27 protein-coding genes are annotated in these 16,147 nt (G+C 62.6%); 7 read left to right on the top strand and 20 right to left on the bottom strand.

Features of this window, described 5'->3' with window-relative positions; genetic code table 11:
* Window positions 1–291 precede the first annotated feature (291 nt).
* The 18 genes from Q0L57_RS09195 to Q0L57_RS09110 form a co-directional block, all read right to left on the bottom strand.
* Entirely contained in the window at window positions 292–2,436 is a 2,145-nt protein-coding gene (locus Q0L57_RS09195) for a phage/plasmid primase, P4 family (RefSeq protein ID WP_296741410.1), read from the bottom strand.
* On the bottom strand, window positions 2,433–3,632 hold the full coding sequence (locus Q0L57_RS09190) for a CHC2 zinc finger domain-containing protein (protein WP_296741408.1): 1,200 nt from the start codon (window positions 3,630–3,632) through the stop codon (window positions 2,433–2,435). The genes Q0L57_RS09195 and Q0L57_RS09190 overlap by 4 nt, the downstream gene beginning before the upstream one ends.
* On the bottom strand, window positions 3,629–3,847 hold the full coding sequence (locus Q0L57_RS09185) for a hypothetical protein (RefSeq protein ID WP_296741405.1): 219 nt from the start codon (window positions 3,845–3,847) through the stop codon (window positions 3,629–3,631). The genes Q0L57_RS09190 and Q0L57_RS09185 overlap by 4 nt, the downstream gene beginning before the upstream one ends.
* Complete coding sequence (locus Q0L57_RS09180) at window positions 3,844–4,110, bottom strand: hypothetical protein (RefSeq protein WP_296741403.1); 267 nt, start codon at window positions 4,108–4,110, stop codon at window positions 3,844–3,846. Before Q0L57_RS09180 ends, Q0L57_RS09185 begins: the two co-directional genes overlap by 4 nt.
* A gap of 25 nt (window positions 4,111–4,135) precedes the next feature.
* Complete coding sequence (locus Q0L57_RS09175; RefSeq protein WP_296741401.1) at window positions 4,136–6,037, bottom strand: ParB/RepB/Spo0J family partition protein; 1,902 nt, start codon at window positions 6,035–6,037, stop codon at window positions 4,136–4,138.
* A 2-nt stretch (window positions 6,038–6,039) separates the two neighbouring features.
* A complete protein-coding gene (locus tag Q0L57_RS09170; RefSeq protein ID WP_296741399.1) occupies window positions 6,040–6,381 on the bottom strand; it encodes a hypothetical protein in 342 nt (113 codons plus the stop codon).
* A complete protein-coding gene (locus Q0L57_RS09165) occupies window positions 6,378–6,617 on the bottom strand; it encodes a hypothetical protein (RefSeq protein WP_296741396.1) in 240 nt (79 codons plus the stop codon). Before Q0L57_RS09165 ends, Q0L57_RS09170 begins: the two co-directional genes overlap by 4 nt.
* Window positions 6,614–7,672 carry an MT-A70 family methyltransferase gene (locus Q0L57_RS09160; RefSeq protein WP_296741393.1) on the bottom strand — a complete coding sequence of 353 codons (1,059 nt, stop codon included), beginning with the start codon at window positions 7,670–7,672 and terminating at the stop codon, window positions 6,614–6,616. Before Q0L57_RS09160 ends, Q0L57_RS09165 begins: the two co-directional genes overlap by 4 nt.
* Window positions 7,669–8,046: a helix-turn-helix domain-containing protein gene (locus Q0L57_RS09155; RefSeq protein ID WP_296741390.1), complete on the bottom strand. Its 378-nt coding sequence runs from the start codon at window positions 8,044–8,046 to the stop codon at window positions 7,669–7,671. Before Q0L57_RS09155 ends, Q0L57_RS09160 begins: the two co-directional genes overlap by 4 nt.
* Complete coding sequence (locus Q0L57_RS09150; RefSeq protein WP_296741387.1) at window positions 8,043–8,699, bottom strand: hypothetical protein; 657 nt, start codon at window positions 8,697–8,699, stop codon at window positions 8,043–8,045. The genes Q0L57_RS09155 and Q0L57_RS09150 overlap by 4 nt, the downstream gene beginning before the upstream one ends.
* A 167-nt stretch (window positions 8,700–8,866) precedes the next feature.
* Complete coding sequence (dnaN, locus tag Q0L57_RS09145; protein WP_296741385.1) at window positions 8,867–9,997, bottom strand: DNA polymerase III subunit beta; 1,131 nt, start codon at window positions 9,995–9,997, stop codon at window positions 8,867–8,869.
* Window positions 9,997–10,278 carry a hypothetical protein gene (locus tag Q0L57_RS09140; protein WP_296741384.1) on the bottom strand — a complete coding sequence of 94 codons (282 nt, stop codon included), beginning with the start codon at window positions 10,276–10,278 and terminating at the stop codon, window positions 9,997–9,999. Before Q0L57_RS09140 ends, dnaN begins: the two co-directional genes overlap by 1 nt.
* Window positions 10,275–10,460: a hypothetical protein gene (locus Q0L57_RS09135; RefSeq protein WP_296741382.1), complete on the bottom strand. Its 186-nt coding sequence runs from the start codon at window positions 10,458–10,460 to the stop codon at window positions 10,275–10,277. Before Q0L57_RS09135 ends, Q0L57_RS09140 begins: the two co-directional genes overlap by 4 nt.
* The gene (locus Q0L57_RS09130; RefSeq protein WP_296741380.1) at window positions 10,457–10,972 is read right to left on the bottom strand and encodes a hypothetical protein; all 516 of its coding nucleotides are present in this window, start codon (window positions 10,970–10,972) and stop codon (window positions 10,457–10,459) included. The genes Q0L57_RS09135 and Q0L57_RS09130 overlap by 4 nt, the downstream gene beginning before the upstream one ends.
* Window positions 10,969–11,253 carry a hypothetical protein gene (locus tag Q0L57_RS09125; protein WP_296741377.1) on the bottom strand — a complete coding sequence of 95 codons (285 nt, stop codon included), beginning with the start codon at window positions 11,251–11,253 and terminating at the stop codon, window positions 10,969–10,971. Before Q0L57_RS09125 ends, Q0L57_RS09130 begins: the two co-directional genes overlap by 4 nt.
* Window positions 11,254–11,285: 32 nt before the next feature.
* Window positions 11,286–11,630, bottom strand: coding sequence for a hypothetical protein (locus Q0L57_RS09120; protein WP_296741375.1), 345 nt, complete (start codon window positions 11,628–11,630; stop codon window positions 11,286–11,288).
* On the bottom strand, window positions 11,627–11,923 hold the full coding sequence (locus Q0L57_RS09115) for a hypothetical protein (protein WP_296741372.1): 297 nt from the start codon (window positions 11,921–11,923) through the stop codon (window positions 11,627–11,629). Before Q0L57_RS09115 ends, Q0L57_RS09120 begins: the two co-directional genes overlap by 4 nt.
* On the bottom strand, window positions 11,920–12,321 hold the full coding sequence (locus Q0L57_RS09110; RefSeq protein ID WP_296741369.1) for a hypothetical protein: 402 nt from the start codon (window positions 12,319–12,321) through the stop codon (window positions 11,920–11,922). The genes Q0L57_RS09115 and Q0L57_RS09110 overlap by 4 nt, the downstream gene beginning before the upstream one ends.
* A gap of 158 nt (window positions 12,322–12,479) precedes the next feature.
* Between Q0L57_RS09110 and Q0L57_RS09105 the strand changes: the two genes are divergently transcribed.
* On the top strand, window positions 12,480–12,770 hold the full coding sequence (locus Q0L57_RS09105) for a hypothetical protein (RefSeq protein ID WP_296741367.1): 291 nt from the start codon (window positions 12,480–12,482) through the stop codon (window positions 12,768–12,770).
* 2 nt (window positions 12,771–12,772) lie between these two features.
* On the opposite strand, the gene Q0L57_RS09100 is transcribed toward Q0L57_RS09105, so the two are convergent.
* Window positions 12,773–13,006, bottom strand: a complete 234-nt coding sequence (locus Q0L57_RS09100) for a helix-turn-helix transcriptional regulator (protein ID WP_296741365.1) — start codon at window positions 13,004–13,006, stop codon at window positions 12,773–12,775.
* A 46-nt stretch (window positions 13,007–13,052) separates the two neighbouring features.
* Between Q0L57_RS09100 and Q0L57_RS09095 the strand changes: the two genes are divergently transcribed.
* Both Q0L57_RS09095 and Q0L57_RS09090 read left to right on the top strand, forming a co-directional pair.
* Window positions 13,053–13,448, top strand: coding sequence for a helix-turn-helix transcriptional regulator (locus Q0L57_RS09095; protein ID WP_296741364.1), 396 nt, complete (start codon window positions 13,053–13,055; stop codon window positions 13,446–13,448).
* An 83-nt stretch (window positions 13,449–13,531) separates the two neighbouring features.
* Window positions 13,532–13,741, top strand: coding sequence for a hypothetical protein (locus Q0L57_RS09090; protein ID WP_296741362.1), 210 nt, complete (start codon window positions 13,532–13,534; stop codon window positions 13,739–13,741).
* 107 nt (window positions 13,742–13,848) lie between these two features.
* Here the strand turns inward: Q0L57_RS09090 and Q0L57_RS09085 are convergent, their stop codons facing one another.
* A complete protein-coding gene (locus Q0L57_RS09085; RefSeq protein ID WP_296741361.1) occupies window positions 13,849–13,992 on the bottom strand; it encodes a hypothetical protein in 144 nt (47 codons plus the stop codon).
* A gap of 32 nt (window positions 13,993–14,024) precedes the next feature.
* On the opposite strand from Q0L57_RS09085, the gene Q0L57_RS09080 reads away from it, so the two are divergent.
* Genes Q0L57_RS09080 through Q0L57_RS09065 form a run of 4 tightly spaced genes read left to right on the top strand, consistent with a single transcriptional unit; the run spans window position 14,025 to window position 15,983 of the window.
* Window positions 14,025–14,228: a hypothetical protein gene (locus Q0L57_RS09080; RefSeq protein ID WP_296741359.1), complete on the top strand. Its 204-nt coding sequence runs from the start codon at window positions 14,025–14,027 to the stop codon at window positions 14,226–14,228.
* Window positions 14,228–14,437 carry a hypothetical protein gene (locus tag Q0L57_RS09075; RefSeq protein WP_296741358.1) on the top strand — a complete coding sequence of 70 codons (210 nt, stop codon included), beginning with the start codon at window positions 14,228–14,230 and terminating at the stop codon, window positions 14,435–14,437. The genes Q0L57_RS09080 and Q0L57_RS09075 overlap by 1 nt, the downstream gene beginning before the upstream one ends.
* Window positions 14,434–14,676 carry a hypothetical protein gene (locus tag Q0L57_RS09070; protein ID WP_296741356.1) on the top strand — a complete coding sequence of 81 codons (243 nt, stop codon included), beginning with the start codon at window positions 14,434–14,436 and terminating at the stop codon, window positions 14,674–14,676. The genes Q0L57_RS09075 and Q0L57_RS09070 overlap by 4 nt, the downstream gene beginning before the upstream one ends.
* Window positions 14,677–14,678: 2 nt before the next feature.
* A complete protein-coding gene (locus Q0L57_RS09065) occupies window positions 14,679–15,983 on the top strand; it encodes a hypothetical protein (protein ID WP_296741354.1) in 1,305 nt (434 codons plus the stop codon).
* Window positions 15,984–16,147: the final 164 nt, after the last annotated feature.

Here is a 16,147-nt window from a genome sequence, read left to right as displayed (position 1 = left end):
TTAAATGTTCCGCGTAAGAACATTTAAGCCGGGAGGATCAATGGGAGCTTGCCTAAGTCTCTCAAACGATCTTCCCGGTTAGAAAACCCTTGGTACTAAGGGGTTTCTTTAATTCATGGGGAGGATTGGGAGGATTGGGAGGGTTTTTACAATGATGTTCTCGTGCGCCTGCGCGCCTGCGCGCGCATGTACAAAGAAAAACCCTCCCGAATCGCCCAAACCCTCCCGAATGCAATCAACTCAATAACTTAGTTACCTCGTCACGCTCCCGAAAATGGGAGGATGGGAGGATCAGAACGGAACGTCGCCCGGATCGGTTACCTCCTGTTTCACACCATCCTCGGTGACTTTCACCGGATTGCCGTCGTTATCGATGAAGTCGCTGACATGTCGGATCAGTTTGATGTCAAGAAACCACATCACATCGGACTGCTTCCGTTTGTAGCCGCGATCTTCCATGGCCATGGTGAAGCCCTTGTTCTTCCATGCCGTCTCGCCGGACGATTTGCACCACGCTTCGTAGACCTGATGCAGCACCGACGACTGCACACGCTCGCCGGCAGCGTCGGCGACGCATGACGACAGGAAGCGGCCGAGACTGTCGCTCGAGGAGCGATACTCGGCCGTCGCCAGCGTCACCTCGTCCGGCTCGATCAATCCCTTGTCGCACCATGACCGCAGGCCATCGAGCAATCGGTTGAGGATGCCAGACGCTTCCGCGCGCAACTTCTCCGGAAGATGCGTGTCGCGTTCTTCCTTCGGGATCGAGACGTTGAACGGCACCAGTCGCAATCGTCGCCAGATGCCTTCATCGGTGCCGGATATTGTCGGCCGGTAGTTGCCCGACATGGTCAGCTTGAACTGCGGATAGAACTTGAAGAAGTCGCGGTTCAGATGCCGCGCCTGGATCGGTTCGCCGCCGGTAACGAGCTTCACCATCGCCTCGGCGAGCTTTGAATTCTTTTCGGGCTCCGATGTGCGCAGCATCCGGACGCCGGGCAGGATTGCGAGGTCTGGCGTCGCCTGCCCTGCGCCGCGCGACTTGCCGTGATCAAGGAAGGTCTCGATCGGCACCGTCTCGCCATAGTCGCCGACGATATGGCTGCAGGCATCCACCAGCACCGACTTGCCGTTGCCGCCTTTGCCGTAGAAATAGGCGAGCTTCTGTTCTGAGACGTCGCCCGTCATCGACAGGCCGAGCCACTGGTGGATGAAAGCGCGCATCTCCGCGCTGGGCTGTACGCGCTGCAGGAACTTGTCGTATTCCGGACATGGCGCATTCTTGTCGTAGTCGACGGGCGCGATCTTCGTAATTAGGTCGGCCGGATCGTGTTCCTGAAAGCTGACGACGTCGCCTTCTGCGCGGCGATTGACGACCAGCGTCCCGTTGTTGACGTTGATTTTCATCTTGTCTGCGTCGAGCTTGTCGATCGATATCGCGAGATAAGGTGCGCCGCGCTTGGAGAGAGCGCCGAGCTTCCCGATCGCCTCCGACATCCGGCCCCATTTGGCGATCTTGTGGGAGTACATGACGGGATCGTCATCATCACCGTCGATGATGAAGTCGCGACCGCCCTCGTCCGAACCCTCGATGCCGCTCTCGCGGACCTCGTCGGCCTCATCCTGAATGGCCCGCACCGTATCGTGTTCGGCAATCTTCACCAGATCGTCGGCACCGTCGCGGCTCCAGCGCTTGCCGTCCCATGCCAGCCAGCCGACGGCAGGGCACCACAATAACCGGTCGCGGTAGCGCTCGCGGAAGCGTTCGGCGTTGCCGAGATCGGTGAGTGGAAAGAATGCAAGCCGCAGATTGCGCCGCCGTTCGGTTTCGTCGACGCGGGGTTTGCGATCGCCGCCCCCGGTCCCCCCGGTTGATGCGGTCGAGGCGCTAGCTCCCGTTTGGGAGCTTTTCGATTCGCCCTCCTCGGCGGGGGGCGCGGGGGAAACGGCAGCGGAAGACGACGAAGAAGACGTCGACGAAGCAACAGCGGCGGCAGAGGAAGAAGATTTACGGACGGCCGCTGGTCGCGGCCGACGTTTCGGTCCCGCCGCTTCGCGGCGGATCTTGCCAAGATCGCGAGGCTGTTTCTGTCCGGCCTTCAGCGCGGCCGAGATTGCCGACTTGACCGCGCGAAGCTTCAAATCTCGGACAAGTCCCGTGGCCGCGGCCGCGTCCTCGAGCGCGGCGCGCGCGAAGCCATCGTGCAGGGCGCCGGCCGCGACGAGCTGGCCGATCGCCTCGGCCGCGGCCGCCAGCGCCGGCGATCGACCGTCGCCTTCGCTGGCGCGCACCTTTGCCAGTTCCGCATCGAGCTCGGCCAGGCCGAACTGGCGGACCGCGTTGTCGATCGCCGTCGACGTCTCGGCCGAGGCGGCCGCGTCATCGAACGCCGGCGCATCATCGACGAGCTGCAGGATCTTGGTGGCACCCTTCATGCGTCTTCTTCCTGCAGCAAATCATTGAAGTCGAGGCCATCAGGCGCGAACACGATACGGATAATCCGTCCGGGCTTGGTGTAGCGCCGTGCGGCACGCGTCATCGCGTATTGCGTGAGCAGCGGCTCGCTGTCGCCATCGCCAAGAAGGATGATCTCCTCGACTGAATCCGGAATCGACAATCCGTTGTCGTCGGGATCGGGCACCGGACCCGGCACGCGTTGGGCACGGCCATCCGGCCGCTTCAGTTCCGGATGCGGAAGCGTCTCGCGCGCCCGGCCCGCCAGGTTGCCGAGATCGCCGGCCGCCCGGAACTCCATATCCGAAATGTCGCGGCCGGCGAGCACGAAGGCGGTGAGAATGGACAGCACCGTCTCGATCCCCTCGCCGATGACGAGACGGCGCGGCGGCGCAGCGCCTTCCGCAATGGCCGCCGGCGCCAGGCCATGGACGAGAATGCTCGCGCCGGTCTTCGAGCCGCGCATCTTTTTCGCCGGCACGATTTCGCCGCTATCCGGATCCGGCAGTTCGAGCTTCGCCGGCGGCCGATCGGCGCTCAGCCAGGTGATATGTAGCCCGCCGAACTTGCCATCCGGACGAATGAAGGCCGCCAGCATCGCCGGACCACTATGCAATGCCCGCGGCGAATTGTTGCCACGCGCGTCGACCGTTTCGCCATGGTAATAGATCGCCGACGGCAGATATCGCAGGCCGGGACACGGTTCCGGAATCTGAAGGCCTCGGCCAGCCAGATAGTCGGCAACGGGCGTGCCGGCGATCGGTAGCGCCGACTTCCACTGCCGCCATAATCGTCGTCGTTCATTTTCGCGATACTGCTCGGACGTTTTCTCGCGCGCCAGGCGCTTCGCCTCGCGCTCTTCGAACAATCGTTTCGCTTGCTCCGGATCGCCCGCGACGCGGCCGCCCAGCCGCTCCACGGCGCGCAGGAAATCGCAGTCTTCGACTTTCTCGACCAGGCGGATCACATCGCCGCCGTCCTCACAGACGGCACATGCCCAGGTCGACGCATCGGTAAAGACTTCGAAGCGCTGCGAGGTGACGCGGCCGCCGCAGATCGGACACGGCCCGACCAGGCGGCCGCCCATGCGCCGCAGCTTCACATAGCTGCCGGCGACATCGGCCACATGATTGCGGGCCTTGATCTCGTCGAGCTCCTGATCGGTAAAGCGGCTCATTTCGGCAGACGCTCCAGGATTACGGTGTCCGCCATGATCGCGTCGATCAGCCGGACGATGCCGGCGAAGTCGTCCCGCTTGGCCACCTGATCGGGCAGCGGCTCCCGTATCAATCCCGATTGCACGCGCGCGTCCTGCGCGATCTCAATCCGCGTCGCTTCGTCCGCCGCCGCCATTCGCATCCGCCAGAGGGTCGATTTGCCGGGCTCGATCATGCCGCACCGTTCGGCCGCAGATCGGCGGCATCGAGCCAATCGTTGATCTTGATGAGTGCGAGCCGCCGCGCTGCGGGAATGTCGCGTGCCGGCCGCCACGAGGTCGCGCTGGCGTCCGGCAGCGTAAGGCGAAAGCACGCACCAAATCGGTCGCCGTCGGTCGGCATGATCTCGCCGACCTGGACGCGGCCGAGCATGACCGCTTCACGGCCGTGCGACAGCGTCCGAAACGCCACCACGCCGTCGTGCAATTCCCCGGTCATGCTCGATGCCCCCGTCGTCGTTCGGTCAGGCCGCCCTTTTCTTTTTCGCGGCTTTCTTCACGGCCTTCTTCGCCGCCGGCTTCTTTGGCGACGCCTTCTTTGCCTTGCGCGGCGCCGGCGCCGAGAGCTTTGCCTTGATGACAGGAGGCCCGTCATAGCCCTTGGCGCGCAACTGCGTCGGCAGCCATCCGGTCTGCGGCACGTTGGCGATCGCAAACGCCGCAATGTCGCCCTTCGGATTCTTGGACTGCTGCCGGGCGACATCGTCGCCCATCGCATCGGTGATCGCCGCAAGGCACAGTGCCTTGCTGACGCCGTTGAAATAGTCCTTGGCGTCGAAAGCGCCGCGCAACGCGGCATTGAGAGCCGTCGGATCGATCGCATCGCAGATCGCGCGCGGCCCGTGATACTTATCGTCCTTGTCGGCATCGAGCGGCTGATTCCGGAAATCGAGCGCGGCCGCGGCCACCTCGGCCACCAGGGCGAGCCGTTCGGCAAGCTTCAATTTCCGCACCATCGCCAGCGCCTGCGGCATTTCCTTGGAGCCGAGCAGGTCGAGATTGCGAGAATCCATACCGCCGACGGACAGTTTCATGCCTCCGCTGTCGTAACACGCGAAGCCCGCCAGAAGTATGGAGAGCGCGAGGTCGTGATCTTGCACCAGCGCTGTGGCGGTTGCCGTGGTGAGCTGCTCCGAGAGACGGAACGTCAGAGCACCGGAGATCGCCGGTTCGGCCGCTTCACCGGTTTCACCCTTCGCCGAAGATTTCGAAGTCGACTTCGATTTCGACGCCGAAGCTTCCTCCGGTTCCAGCACTCCATAAAGAATGGACAGTTTGCCGTCATCGATATCGACGATGCATCCCGCCTTCGCCTTCTGCCTGTCAGAGAACGATCGGCAAAGTACCGTGTCCTCTAGAGCATTAATCTCGGCGGTCAGGCGATCGGTCGCGGTATCGTATTCATCCTGGTCGAAGTCCTCATCATCCTGATAACGCGCTTCGACCGTATTGAGATCGTCCTTCAATTTCGACAGCCGCTCCTGCTCGTCGCCTTCGTAGATTAAACTCTTGGGCGCCGACTGCCTCCACCATCGCGCGCCTGAAGGAAGATCCGACAGCAGCTTCGCCCAGCTCCAGCCATCAGATTTCAATTTGTCGCAGGTCGACGCCAATTTGTCGGCTGCGATCTGCTTCAACAGCGCGGGATTCGAGACCACATGCGACGTCCCGAACAGATCGACCACGATGGATCCGCCGCACTCGCGATACAAATCTGCGCCGACGAAGTCGAGCAGCACGCCCACCTCCCGATCGGTCGCACCGAGCTCCTGCTTGATGTGATGGGAATAGAGCCGATGCTCCTTCTCCAGCTTCTTGAATGCCTTGTCCTGCGCCTTATGATCGAGCCCCAACGTGAATGCCTGGGCGACGTCGGCCTTGATGTCACCGTTGCGCCACGCGTCGCGAATCTTCGGCGACAGCCGGCCGAGCGCCAGCGCCTGCCGCACTTCCTTTTCCGTCATGCCGTATTGCCGCGCGATCTCCTCATCGGTCTTCTCGTTGGCCGAGAGCCGCGCGAAGGCCTCGTACTGGTCGACCGGATGCAGCTGCTTCGCGGTGACAGCCGTCGTCAGCGAATCCTCGAAGGCGCCCTTCTCGTCGACCTCGCGCAGTGTGCAATTGATCAGCGTGTCGCTGCCGGTGCCGTGCATCAGGTGAAACGCCGCGAGCCGGCGATTGCCGTTGCTGACCGAATAGAATTCGTCGTCGAACCGCTTGACGACGAGGTTCTCAATCTGCCCGCGCGCGAACAGGTTGGCGGCCAGCGCCTCGATGCCGACGAGCCGTCCGGCGACGCGAGCATTGATGCCCTCACCGTCTTCCTGGCCGAACTTCAGCTTGTTGAGCGGTACCTTGATATCCATCGTCATTCCTCCGGTTGTGTGATTTCGTTGATGAACGTGGCGGCGAGGCCGAGCAGCGATGCCGGCGTGCCGTTGGGATTGCGTTTCATCGACTTGAAGATTTCGGCAGCCGGACAGCCATACTGCAGCAGCATCGACATCAGGATCGCGCCGTCGCTGACCAGCGCGTCGACGGGCGAATTCACTTTCTGCGCATTGAGAAAGACTTCGACGATCGGCCCGAGCCGCGAGCGCTCACCGCACGCGATCTCGCGGCCAAGGCCGATCTTGAAGCGCTGGCCTTCGTGCTCGATCGCAATGGTTTCGAGAGCGCGGCGCTGGTGAAGGCGTTTGCGAGGGATCACGTCTCGCTCCCGATGGACAATGACACAACGGGATGGATGTCGCCCTGAATTCCCAGGAACAACGGCTGACCCTCGTTAAGGCGATTCAGCTCGGCCGGCGTCGGCCGCCATGCCGAAATCATCCAACCGTCCTGATCCCGGATCTCAAGCGTGTGGCAGATGCCGTCGCGTTCATGATCCCAATTCGCAGGTGCACCGAGACGGCGCGTCGCGTTAAGAAGCGGTACCGAGTTCATGCGGCTACTCCGGTAAATTCGAGTTCATCGCCCCAACTGGTCCAACCTTTGCGCGGCCGGCGAGCCTGCAGCTCAAGATATGGTCCCTCGGTCAATCGCTCGATCCGCTCCAGCCATTCGTCAGGCTTGCGCGAGTGCTCCATCACAGGTGCGACGATCAATTGCCGCACATCGGCATAAAGCCGTTTCGGTTCGCCCTTGGTGGCAAGCCAGCACTGTTCGGGATTGGCGCGGGTCCAATAGCCCTGTCCCATATGCCAACCTTCACCATCGGGATTCGTCTTTACCCAAGTGAATGCAGTCGTGACGTGGCGAAGTCCGTAGTGCGCGATCAGATCGAGTGCATCCTGCGGACACCAGTCGACCATCCACATATAGAACGCGCCGTCGTCATCGAGCAGTTCGCCGACCGGTAGCGCTTTGATCTTGTCAATTTCCTCGGTCTTGTAATGGACGTTTGCCGAGCGACCATCGCCAGCGGCCGAGCGCGTCAAGAACTTCCATTGCGGATCAGAACCGATCGACTTGGCGCGGTAGCCAGACTGCGCCAGGCGCCCGAGATCCGCGACACAGCCACCGGTCAGCGTCCGCGCCGCATGGGCCGCACGGCGCGCATCGATCTCGGCCGCCTTGGCGGCGGCCTTTACCGGATCGACGACGATCGCCTTGCTGGACGCGACGTTCTCGCGCACCTGGTCGACCATCGCTTCGAAACTGTCATCATCGAGCGCCGCGGCGTTCTTCGCCTTCATCGACAGCTTGCGATCGACGCCGATCTCGGTCAGCGTGGCTGGCGCCGGTTCATCGCCCGAGGCTTTGGGACGGCCCTTGCGGGCTAGCTGTCCGGCCTCCTCGGCTGCCTGCAGCAACACGCCCAGGCGGCGCTCACAACGCAGCTGAAACGCCATCGCCTCGGCCAGCAAGACGCGATTGCGAATCTGCTGGGCGTGCAGCTTGAGGTGCTGCAGCTCGTCACGGATCGACAGCACTTTCGTCACCGTGGCCGCTTCCGCCAGCGCCTGCCGCAAGATCTCGTATTGCGCCAGCATCGTCATGCCGCCCGGTCTCCCAGGATTCCGGCAACGATGGCCTTCGAAGCGGACGGCATCGCATAACCGCGGCCCCATACCGTCTCGATGCGAATGCCCCATGGCTTGAGCTTCTGGCGCATCTTGCAGACCCAAACGTCGACGATTTTGATTTCGGCCTCGTCCTGCTTATGCATGTAGAGGACCTCCATCATGCCGTCGCGACGAACCATGGCGTTCTTGACCAGCAGGCCGAAGATGACGCTCTCGTTGCGGGTCAGGCCGAATTCCAGCGGCGCATCCAGTTGCGCCCCGGAAATTTCTTCCAGCGCGCGGACGCGGTGTTCTAACTCGTCGATCCGCCGCTCCAGCGCGGCGACGTAATCGTCGCGCAGCGTCATGTTTCATGCCCCCCCCCCCTGACGAGGCGAGCGAGCCACTGATCCATGATGCATTGCCATTGCGGCTGGCGGTTAAGCTTCGCGTTGGCGACGGCCTTGGCGATACCGGCTGAACCTTCGATGACGATGGCCGCGGTCAGGGCATCGAGATCGACGTCGGGATGCTGTTCGCAAATAATTCGATCGACGGCGATGATCTCTGACGCAGCGATGGGCTTGCGCCGCGCCTTGACCAGGCATTGCAGAACCTTGCGTGCGCGCATGACGCCGCGGCGCTTCACCAGCGACCGCACCACACCGATCGCGGCCGTGTCCCCTTCCGCGATCGCCGAAGACGGCGAGATGATCCGAATCCGGACGCCGGCACGCCGGCAGACGTTGTCGACGTCCTGGGCGTCGGGATCGCCGGATGCCAGCAAGGCGCGGTAGATGTCAAACGACGACACCGTGACGCGATCGGTATTGTGTCCGACGAATGCGCGGGCGCGTTCGTCGACTTCAGCGGCATTGACGATGAACACCGGAATCTCGGGAATGCGGAGCGTCGCCGCGGCGATCGCGGTATGCTGACCGTCGATGATGTGCAGCGAGGCCGGCCCGGTCTTCACCACGATCGGCGGCTTCATCCTGTTCCAGGCGAACTCGCCGACCATGCGCTTAATGAGCCGCATCGAACGCTCGGATAGATCGCGCTGGTAAGTGGCATCGACCAGAAGCGCCGTCGGAGCAATCCACTCCAACGACGGTTTTTCGTCGCCGAGATCGGCCGGCGCAATGCCGGGAAGATTGAGGGGCTTGATCGGGCGCAGGGACGCCATGGCTACACCCGTTTCGGCATCAGTACGAAGTCGGTCCGCTCCCGGCCGACGCCCTCGAACACGACCGGGTCGCCAGCCGTACTCAGACGCATGCGCGCCGTTTCGGTGCCGACGGCGGACAAAACCGAATGGAAGAATGCGCCGTTGAACCCGATATCGAGACTGAAGGGCTCATCGCCCATGTCGACGGAAATGGTTTCCTCGGCCTCGCCCGCCTCGACGTTCTGCGTCGTGATGAGGACCGCGCCGTCGTTGAACGCGAACCGAAGCACCTTGCTTTCACCCTCGCCCCGGTCCGCGATCATGTTGATGCGCTTGACGGCCACCAGCAGCTCGTCGACGTCGACGATCGCCGAGTGGTCGAACTTCCGAGGAATGACGCGCTGATAATCCGGATAGGTCGCGTCGACCAGTTTCGACTTCAGGTAGATATTGCCGAGCCGGAATGCGATCTGGTTCTTTCCGGCCTCGATGTCGATATCGCCGACAGTCTTGGCATCGATCAGCCGCAGCACATCGTTCACAGTGCGATCGGGAACGATGATGTTGAACTCCGATATTCCCTCCGGCCGAGCCAGTTGATCCCGCGCAAGCTTGACGCCATCGGTCGCGACCAACGTGAGCGCCTCCTTGTGGATGTGCATGCAGACACCGCGAAGGTAGAAGCGCGTTTCTTCGGTCGACATCGCGCTCGCGGCCGTCGCCAGCGCGCGGCGGAAGGTCGTAGCCGGCAGCTCGAAACGAACCGGCTCCCTTATCTCCGGAAAGCTGGGAAAATCTGCCGGCGATAGCGCGTTCACCTTGAACCGCGATCGGCCGCATTTGACTTCGACCTTGTGACCATCGGACCAAGTCAGGACGACGTCGGCGCCGGCGGGGAAATCGTTGATCAGCCGGCTGAAGAGATCGGCGATCACCGTGATCGACTGCCCCGCATGATCGTGGCTCGCCGGCACGGTCGCGCAAAGCTCCAGATCGAGATCGGTCGCCGTGATGACGATCTCGGTCGGCGTGAGACTGAGCAGCACATGCTGCAGGATGGATACCTTGGATTTCGAAGGCGCCGCCCGCGCCACCTTCGCCAGGGCCGCATGCAGGGCGTCACGCGCCACCGTCACCTTGACGTCTGCCATCAGGCTACTCCCATCGCTTCGAAATATTTTTCTTCGCAGGCTTCCTCGCTCTCCCACTTGGGATGCAACCAGCGATCGACACGAAGACGTGCGTCGTCGACGAGACCCGCTCGGAGCAGGCTTTCGACTTCGTTGGCGATGGCGGCGAGATCCTTGTGACGATCGGCGCCGGACAATTCGCCGATCAATTCCCTCACCAGGGTTTGAGCCTGCTTTATGTCGAGGTTTTTTTTGTCGAGCGCCGTAGCGATATCGCGCAGGGGATATTCAAGACCGATCATTGCGCAGCATCCTTCTGCTGCGGATACGGCGTACTTCCCAAGGCACGAAGGCTAGTTACAATTTCCTGCTCTCGCGCCTGCAGCGCAGCGATAGGTGGGTTGTCCGATTTCCGGTACGCGCGCAGAACGCGCTGGTGCAGGTCGGCGTATTCACGTTGGAGTTTCGAGATTTTTCCCGTCATGACACGGTCGCCGCATCATTACGGGCGAGCCAGCCATCACGATCATCCCCGAGGCGACGATCCATCTCAAGTTCGGTTTCCGGCCACAGATGCATATCGTGCACGAGGCGCACATAAGTCTTCTGCCACCAGACCCGCGTCGGAATGTCAGGATGCTTGTAGCCGAGGATCTCGGCCGCATGCATGAAATGCATCTGGAAATGATGCGGCAGCTCGTCGAGCGATTGGAGATATCGATCGACGACGGCGTCCATCATCGGCCGCCAGTCGTGATCGAGCGTGCTTGGTTCGTAGCTCGGCCCGGTGAACGACCCTCCGCCGAACGCGTAGGGCGTCGACAGAACTTTGCCGTCGAGTGCGCTCACGAGCAGACAACGCCTCAACCAGCGCAACAGGAACTTCGTCTCGTGATATTTCGCAATACCGTCAGGCCCGCGAATCGCGGTCAGCAAAACAGTCTGCTGCATGAACGGCAGACCATGAATCCACTCTTGTGTAACAGGCCCCTTCATCGCTCCCTCCGCTCCCTTTCGTCGTTCATTGCCTCAAAGGTTTCTTGCCGCAGAAGCGGCAGCGCAGCGCCAATCAGCATCAGCCAGGCCGACGACCGCTCGCGCGGCGCGTGGCGGAATTCGTTGATGGCGGTGATCATCACCAAGGCGGCCGACGTCGCGCGGACGCCTTCGGCCGGTCGGGCGTCGGCGCACCGGATCTCGGATGCCAGCATTGCGAAGCGATCGCCGACGAACCGCGAGTCCAGCAGCGGCCGCGCCACCACTTCCTCGGCGAACACGATCAGGTCGCACAGCGTCTGTGAAAGCCGCCTCATGAGCGCTGCACCCCGCGCTCGCGAAGATCGGTCGATTCCCGCCGCACCAGTTCGACCAGCGCCGCCGTGACCTGTTGCCAGCGATCGAGCCGCCAGCGTTCGCTTGCCCGTGCCGTGCGCATCATCGACAGGACCAGCAATCGCGCCGGATCGAGGATCGCATTGGCGTCCGATTGATGGTCGACGGCCAGCAGTTCATGCATCAGCCGATCGGCATCGGCACGCATGACGTCAGCCGTGCTGCGGCCGTCGAGGAACGATGTGGCGCTGGCGACGGCCTTCCCTGCCAGGAAATTGGCGGTCTCGGCGGGAGTGAAGAGCGGGCTGACAACGTTCGTCATCGGCGCGCTCCCGCGATCGACAGCATGCGCTGGAAGAAAGTGCGGGCGGCGGTGAGGCCCGAGGGGATGGAATAGCCGCCGCCGCCCGCATCCGATCGGAGGGCAACTCCTTCGGATTCGCTGACGAGGAATGAGCGCCGCAGCGGGTCGCCGCGGTAGGGCTGGTCGCCGAACGGCCGGGCATATGGATCGGGCTGCGGATGTCCCCGCAGCCCGATCCACGCGGCGCACGCCACACCCAGCGCCGTGAACGCGGCCATGATGACGATGACGAGGAGCACAGCGAGTTTCATTCCGCCGCCTCCGCCTGGAGCGCATCGATCGCACGCTGGGTCTCGGCCAGCTTGCGCCGCGCAGCGTTGACGTCGAGCTGCTTGCGATACTTGGCGAACCACGGCGGATTGGCATCGCCCATCAGCGCGAACAGCACCTCGCGGCCGTGATCGGAGCGCAAAAGCGCGGTGACCATCGAGAGATTTTCATGACGATCGCCCGACAGCACTTTTTGGCAGATCGAAAGGCTCTGCTCGGTCAGAATCTGCAGGTGCAGCGCAGCTTTAGACGACGGCAGCACCTCCCGCACTTTTTGCATAACGGGAGAAATCTGATTCCCCGTTGTCCCAATTTGATTCCCCGTTGTGCAATGCCAGTTTTTGCCACGCGCGGCCGGGCCGCGTAGTTTCGCAGTCATGCGAGACCTCCGACAGACAAACAGATTTGCGATGACGAAAGCGACGGCCGCCGGCGATGCGCGGCAGCGGCGTTTACCCTGTTTCCAAAGGCGAATAGCGCAGCACCGTCGCGGTGAACGACACTTCCCCGAACAAACAAGAAAGTTGGGGGAACAGAATGGACGCCTCGTCGCGACGGAACCGCATCACCGAACTGATCGACCCGGCCTGCGTCGCCGATACGTTTTGCGAAGGAATCGGAGAAATCGAACAGATCGGCGCGGCCTGTGTCCGCGTGACGCTGTTTGCCAGTCGCGCGATCGCCGACGGCGTCCGCGAGCACATCGTGGTGGCGCGCCTGGTGCTCGCCCTCGAAACATTCAGTCGCGGCATTCGCCAGTGCGAAGCCTTTTCCAGCGGCGCCCCGCTGCTGATCGACGATCGTCCACCCGATGGGCGCGCCAACTGAGATCATGTAAGCCGCTCCGGATCGAACAATTCCGCGAGATCGGGCCGCAGGTCACGCGCCGGGATGCCGGTATGCTTGGCGACGCGAGGCAATATCTCGATGTCGACCTTGCGCTTGCCGTTTTCCCAGCGGTTGATCGCATTCCGGCTCACAGACAATTCCCGCGCCAAATCGTCCTGCGATTTCGGCGGGGTGAAGCTATTCCGGTAGGCAGTGAGCGGATGAGCGACGGTCATGGACCGAATCAGTAACCGATTCGGTCACATTTACGGAAGCGGAAATGTGACCAGCGCGGTCCCTGCGTTCCGGTCCATCCACAATTACGATACCGGAATGGTTACAAAATCAGCAAATCCCCGCCGCCTGCTCTATCTGGTGGAATGGCGGAAGCGACTAAATGTCAGCCCCGAGGTGATCGCCGAGGCTTTCGAAATCGAGCGCGAATCTGTTCATCGAATGGAGCGCGAGCAGAACCGCATGAATGCGGAGAAAATCGCGAAATACGCCGAAACGCTGGGGATTATGCCGGAACAACTCTGGAGGCCGCCACCGCCGGAAGGTTCCGATCTGGCGGGTGCCGATCTGACGGCGGCGGAGCGCGAGGTTGCCCTTTCGCTCATCTCCAAACTGACCTTTCCGAGCAGTAAACCAAAGCGAGCGCCAAAGGTTAAACGATAGTAACCGATACGGTTACATAATCTGATTGACCAAAAGTGACCGAATAGGTTACATTCTCCCGACCGCAAATCGGGAGATCGGCCGTGCGCCAACTTCAGTCCCCTCACATCAACGACAATCTCGCGACCGCCACCCAGCTCGAGGTCAACCTCGCGCTGACCGTATGGCAGCACAACCGGGCGAAGGCGCCCGCGGAGCGGCTGAACGATTACGACGAATGTGTCCGCGATCGTGCCTATGAGACCCTACTCTCAACCGTAAGCATCGCGATGACCGAAACGGTGCCGGCATGAGGCGCTCCCGCATAAATTGGAAGGACGCGCGGCCGCTCGATCGATACCAGAAGCATGAAGCATACTTGTGGGGCGCGCTTTCGCAGCTGCATCCCTCCCGCCGCGTCTTACCTCCACTTCATCCCGAGGCGCAGCGAGAATATTTCGATGGTCAAACCATCGCGGCGGCCGGGTATATCAACATGGCGTCGAACGCCGACCCGAGCGAGATAGTCCGCCGAATAAGGCTCGATCATCAGCTTAAGCGTCAAGAATCGCTCTCCGCTGCGAAAGGCGGTGCCGCATGACGGCGATCCCGCGCGAGCAGTTCCTTAACTACGAGACACTGATCCTCACCGAGCAGATGCCGGCCGCCCGCGTCCGATCGCTGCTCGATGAAAATCCCGACTTCGCCGAATGGTATCGCGGCCGCGTCGAAGCCCGGCGCCGTGCCTCCCTCGACGCCGAACGTCGCTCATCTGCCAGCACCACGAAAGATGGCGACTAATGCAGATCTCGCTCCCGCCAACCGAACTCGCCGAGCGCGTACTGCAGATCCTGTCGGATGGCCGCGCCCGCACCCCACGCGAAATCCATCGGCCCAACGGGCTGATCCCGACGCCGACATCAAACGCCCTGCGCATCCTGCTCCGCGCCGGCCGCGTGCTCCGCGCCGGCGAGCCCGGCTTCTATCGCTATCGAAAGGCGTCCGAATGACCCGCCCGGCCATCATCCCCGCCGGCGCCTGGCCGGCCCGCATGAACCCCGCCATGTCCGCAGGCTATTGCGGAGAACCGTCGGTTGAGTCTTTCTTGCGTCGCGTGGGCACCGAGTATCCGAAGCCCATCGTCGACCAGGGGCGGCGCAAGCTATGGCTGAAGGACCATCTCGACCAGGCTATCCAGCCCGAATCGCCCGTTTCCGCTCGCGTGGCGGACGCCGCGCTGGATCTGTAGCCGTGGAGCGCGAGCTGCCGCGCTTCGTGATTCCCAAGCCGCTGACCTCAGGCAAGACGGCCTATTACTGGACCCTGCCGAGCTACTACCGCAAGCTGGGCTGCACCCTGCACCGCGACCATCAATGCGCCCTGGGAACCGATTACGAGGCCGCCTGCGGCCCTGCGGGCAAGGCCGCGACGCTGAATGGCCTGTTCGACGAATGGGACCGTCGGCGCCTCGGCGAGGCCGCGCCGGCCGCCGCCGAGCAGCTGGCGCCCTACGGCACCGTCGACTGGCTGTTTCGGAGCTACCGCGCCAGCCTGGACTGGAAAGAGCGGGTTTCGGACCGAACCGCTCCGGACCACGAGCGGACCATGGCGCTGGTCGCCAACGTCGTCGACAAGAAGGGCAAGCGAATCGGCGAACGGCCGGTCCGCGGCATCACCCCCGCTGCGGCCGACAAGCTCTATGCCATCATCCGCGACACGCCGGTGCGCAAGGGAAAGACCCAGCGGCCGCGCACGGCGCTGAAAGCCGTCGTCACCTGCCGGCACGCCTGGCGCGTGGTGCGCCGCCTGCATCCTGAGGTCTTCGATCCCAAGGTTCCGAACCCATGGGAAGGCGTCGCGACCTCCGATTGGGTCAAGGCGGTGAAACCGGCGGCGACCCGCGATCAGGTCTACGCCTTCGCGTGGGGCGCCGTGAGCATGGGTCACTTCGATGCGGCTGCCGCCGCCGTGATCTGCTTTGAATGGCTCCAGCGCCCGGAGAACGTGCTGGCGGGCTATGTCCGCTGGGGAGATTACCGAGGGCCGCAAGCGCCCAATGCCATCCGCATCGAGCATCACAAAACCGGCGAGATGGTGCTGCATCCGCTCGAGGAGACAATCGGCAACGATCGCGTGCTGTTCTACAGCGAGGCGGAAGAAATCCTCAGCCACGTGCCACAGCTCGGCCTCGGCATCGTCATGCGCGATCGCAAGGCCGGCTCCGAGAAGTGGGATCCGATGTCGATGGCGCGCCTGGTCCGCTCGCTTCGAACGATCGACGGCGTTCCGGCCAACTTCACGCTCGACGCCTGCCGCCACGGCGGCATGACCGAGCTCGAGGAAGCCGAACTGACGGACGGACAGGGCCGCGCCCTCTCCGCTCACAAATCGAAGGCCTATGACGGCTATGCCAAGCGCACCGCGAAACGCGCGCTGGCCGCCACGCGGAAGCGTTACGCGCACCGCCTCATGCAGCATGATGACGCGCCGGCCGAAACGGCATCTCATTCTGAAATGCCCGCTAAGGCATTGAAAAATAACGCTGGGAAGAAGTAGCGAAAAACCGGTGTTTTTCAGAATTCCGGTTAGAAATCATTGGGCTTCTGGTCTGCTTTGCAGACCGCTGCGTAACCACTCCGCCACGTGGCCCCTTGGGGCGCTCTCTTATACGCCATCGGCGCGATAGGCAACCGAGCCCCTCAGGACTTCTTCCGCCGCCG

It is taken from the genome of Mesorhizobium sp. (genome assembly GCF_024509055.1).
GTDB lineage: Bacteria > Pseudomonadota > Alphaproteobacteria > Rhizobiales > Rhizobiaceae > Mesorhizobium.
Note: the sequence above shows the minus strand (reverse complement) of the source record. Positions and strands in the feature narration are given on the sequence as shown.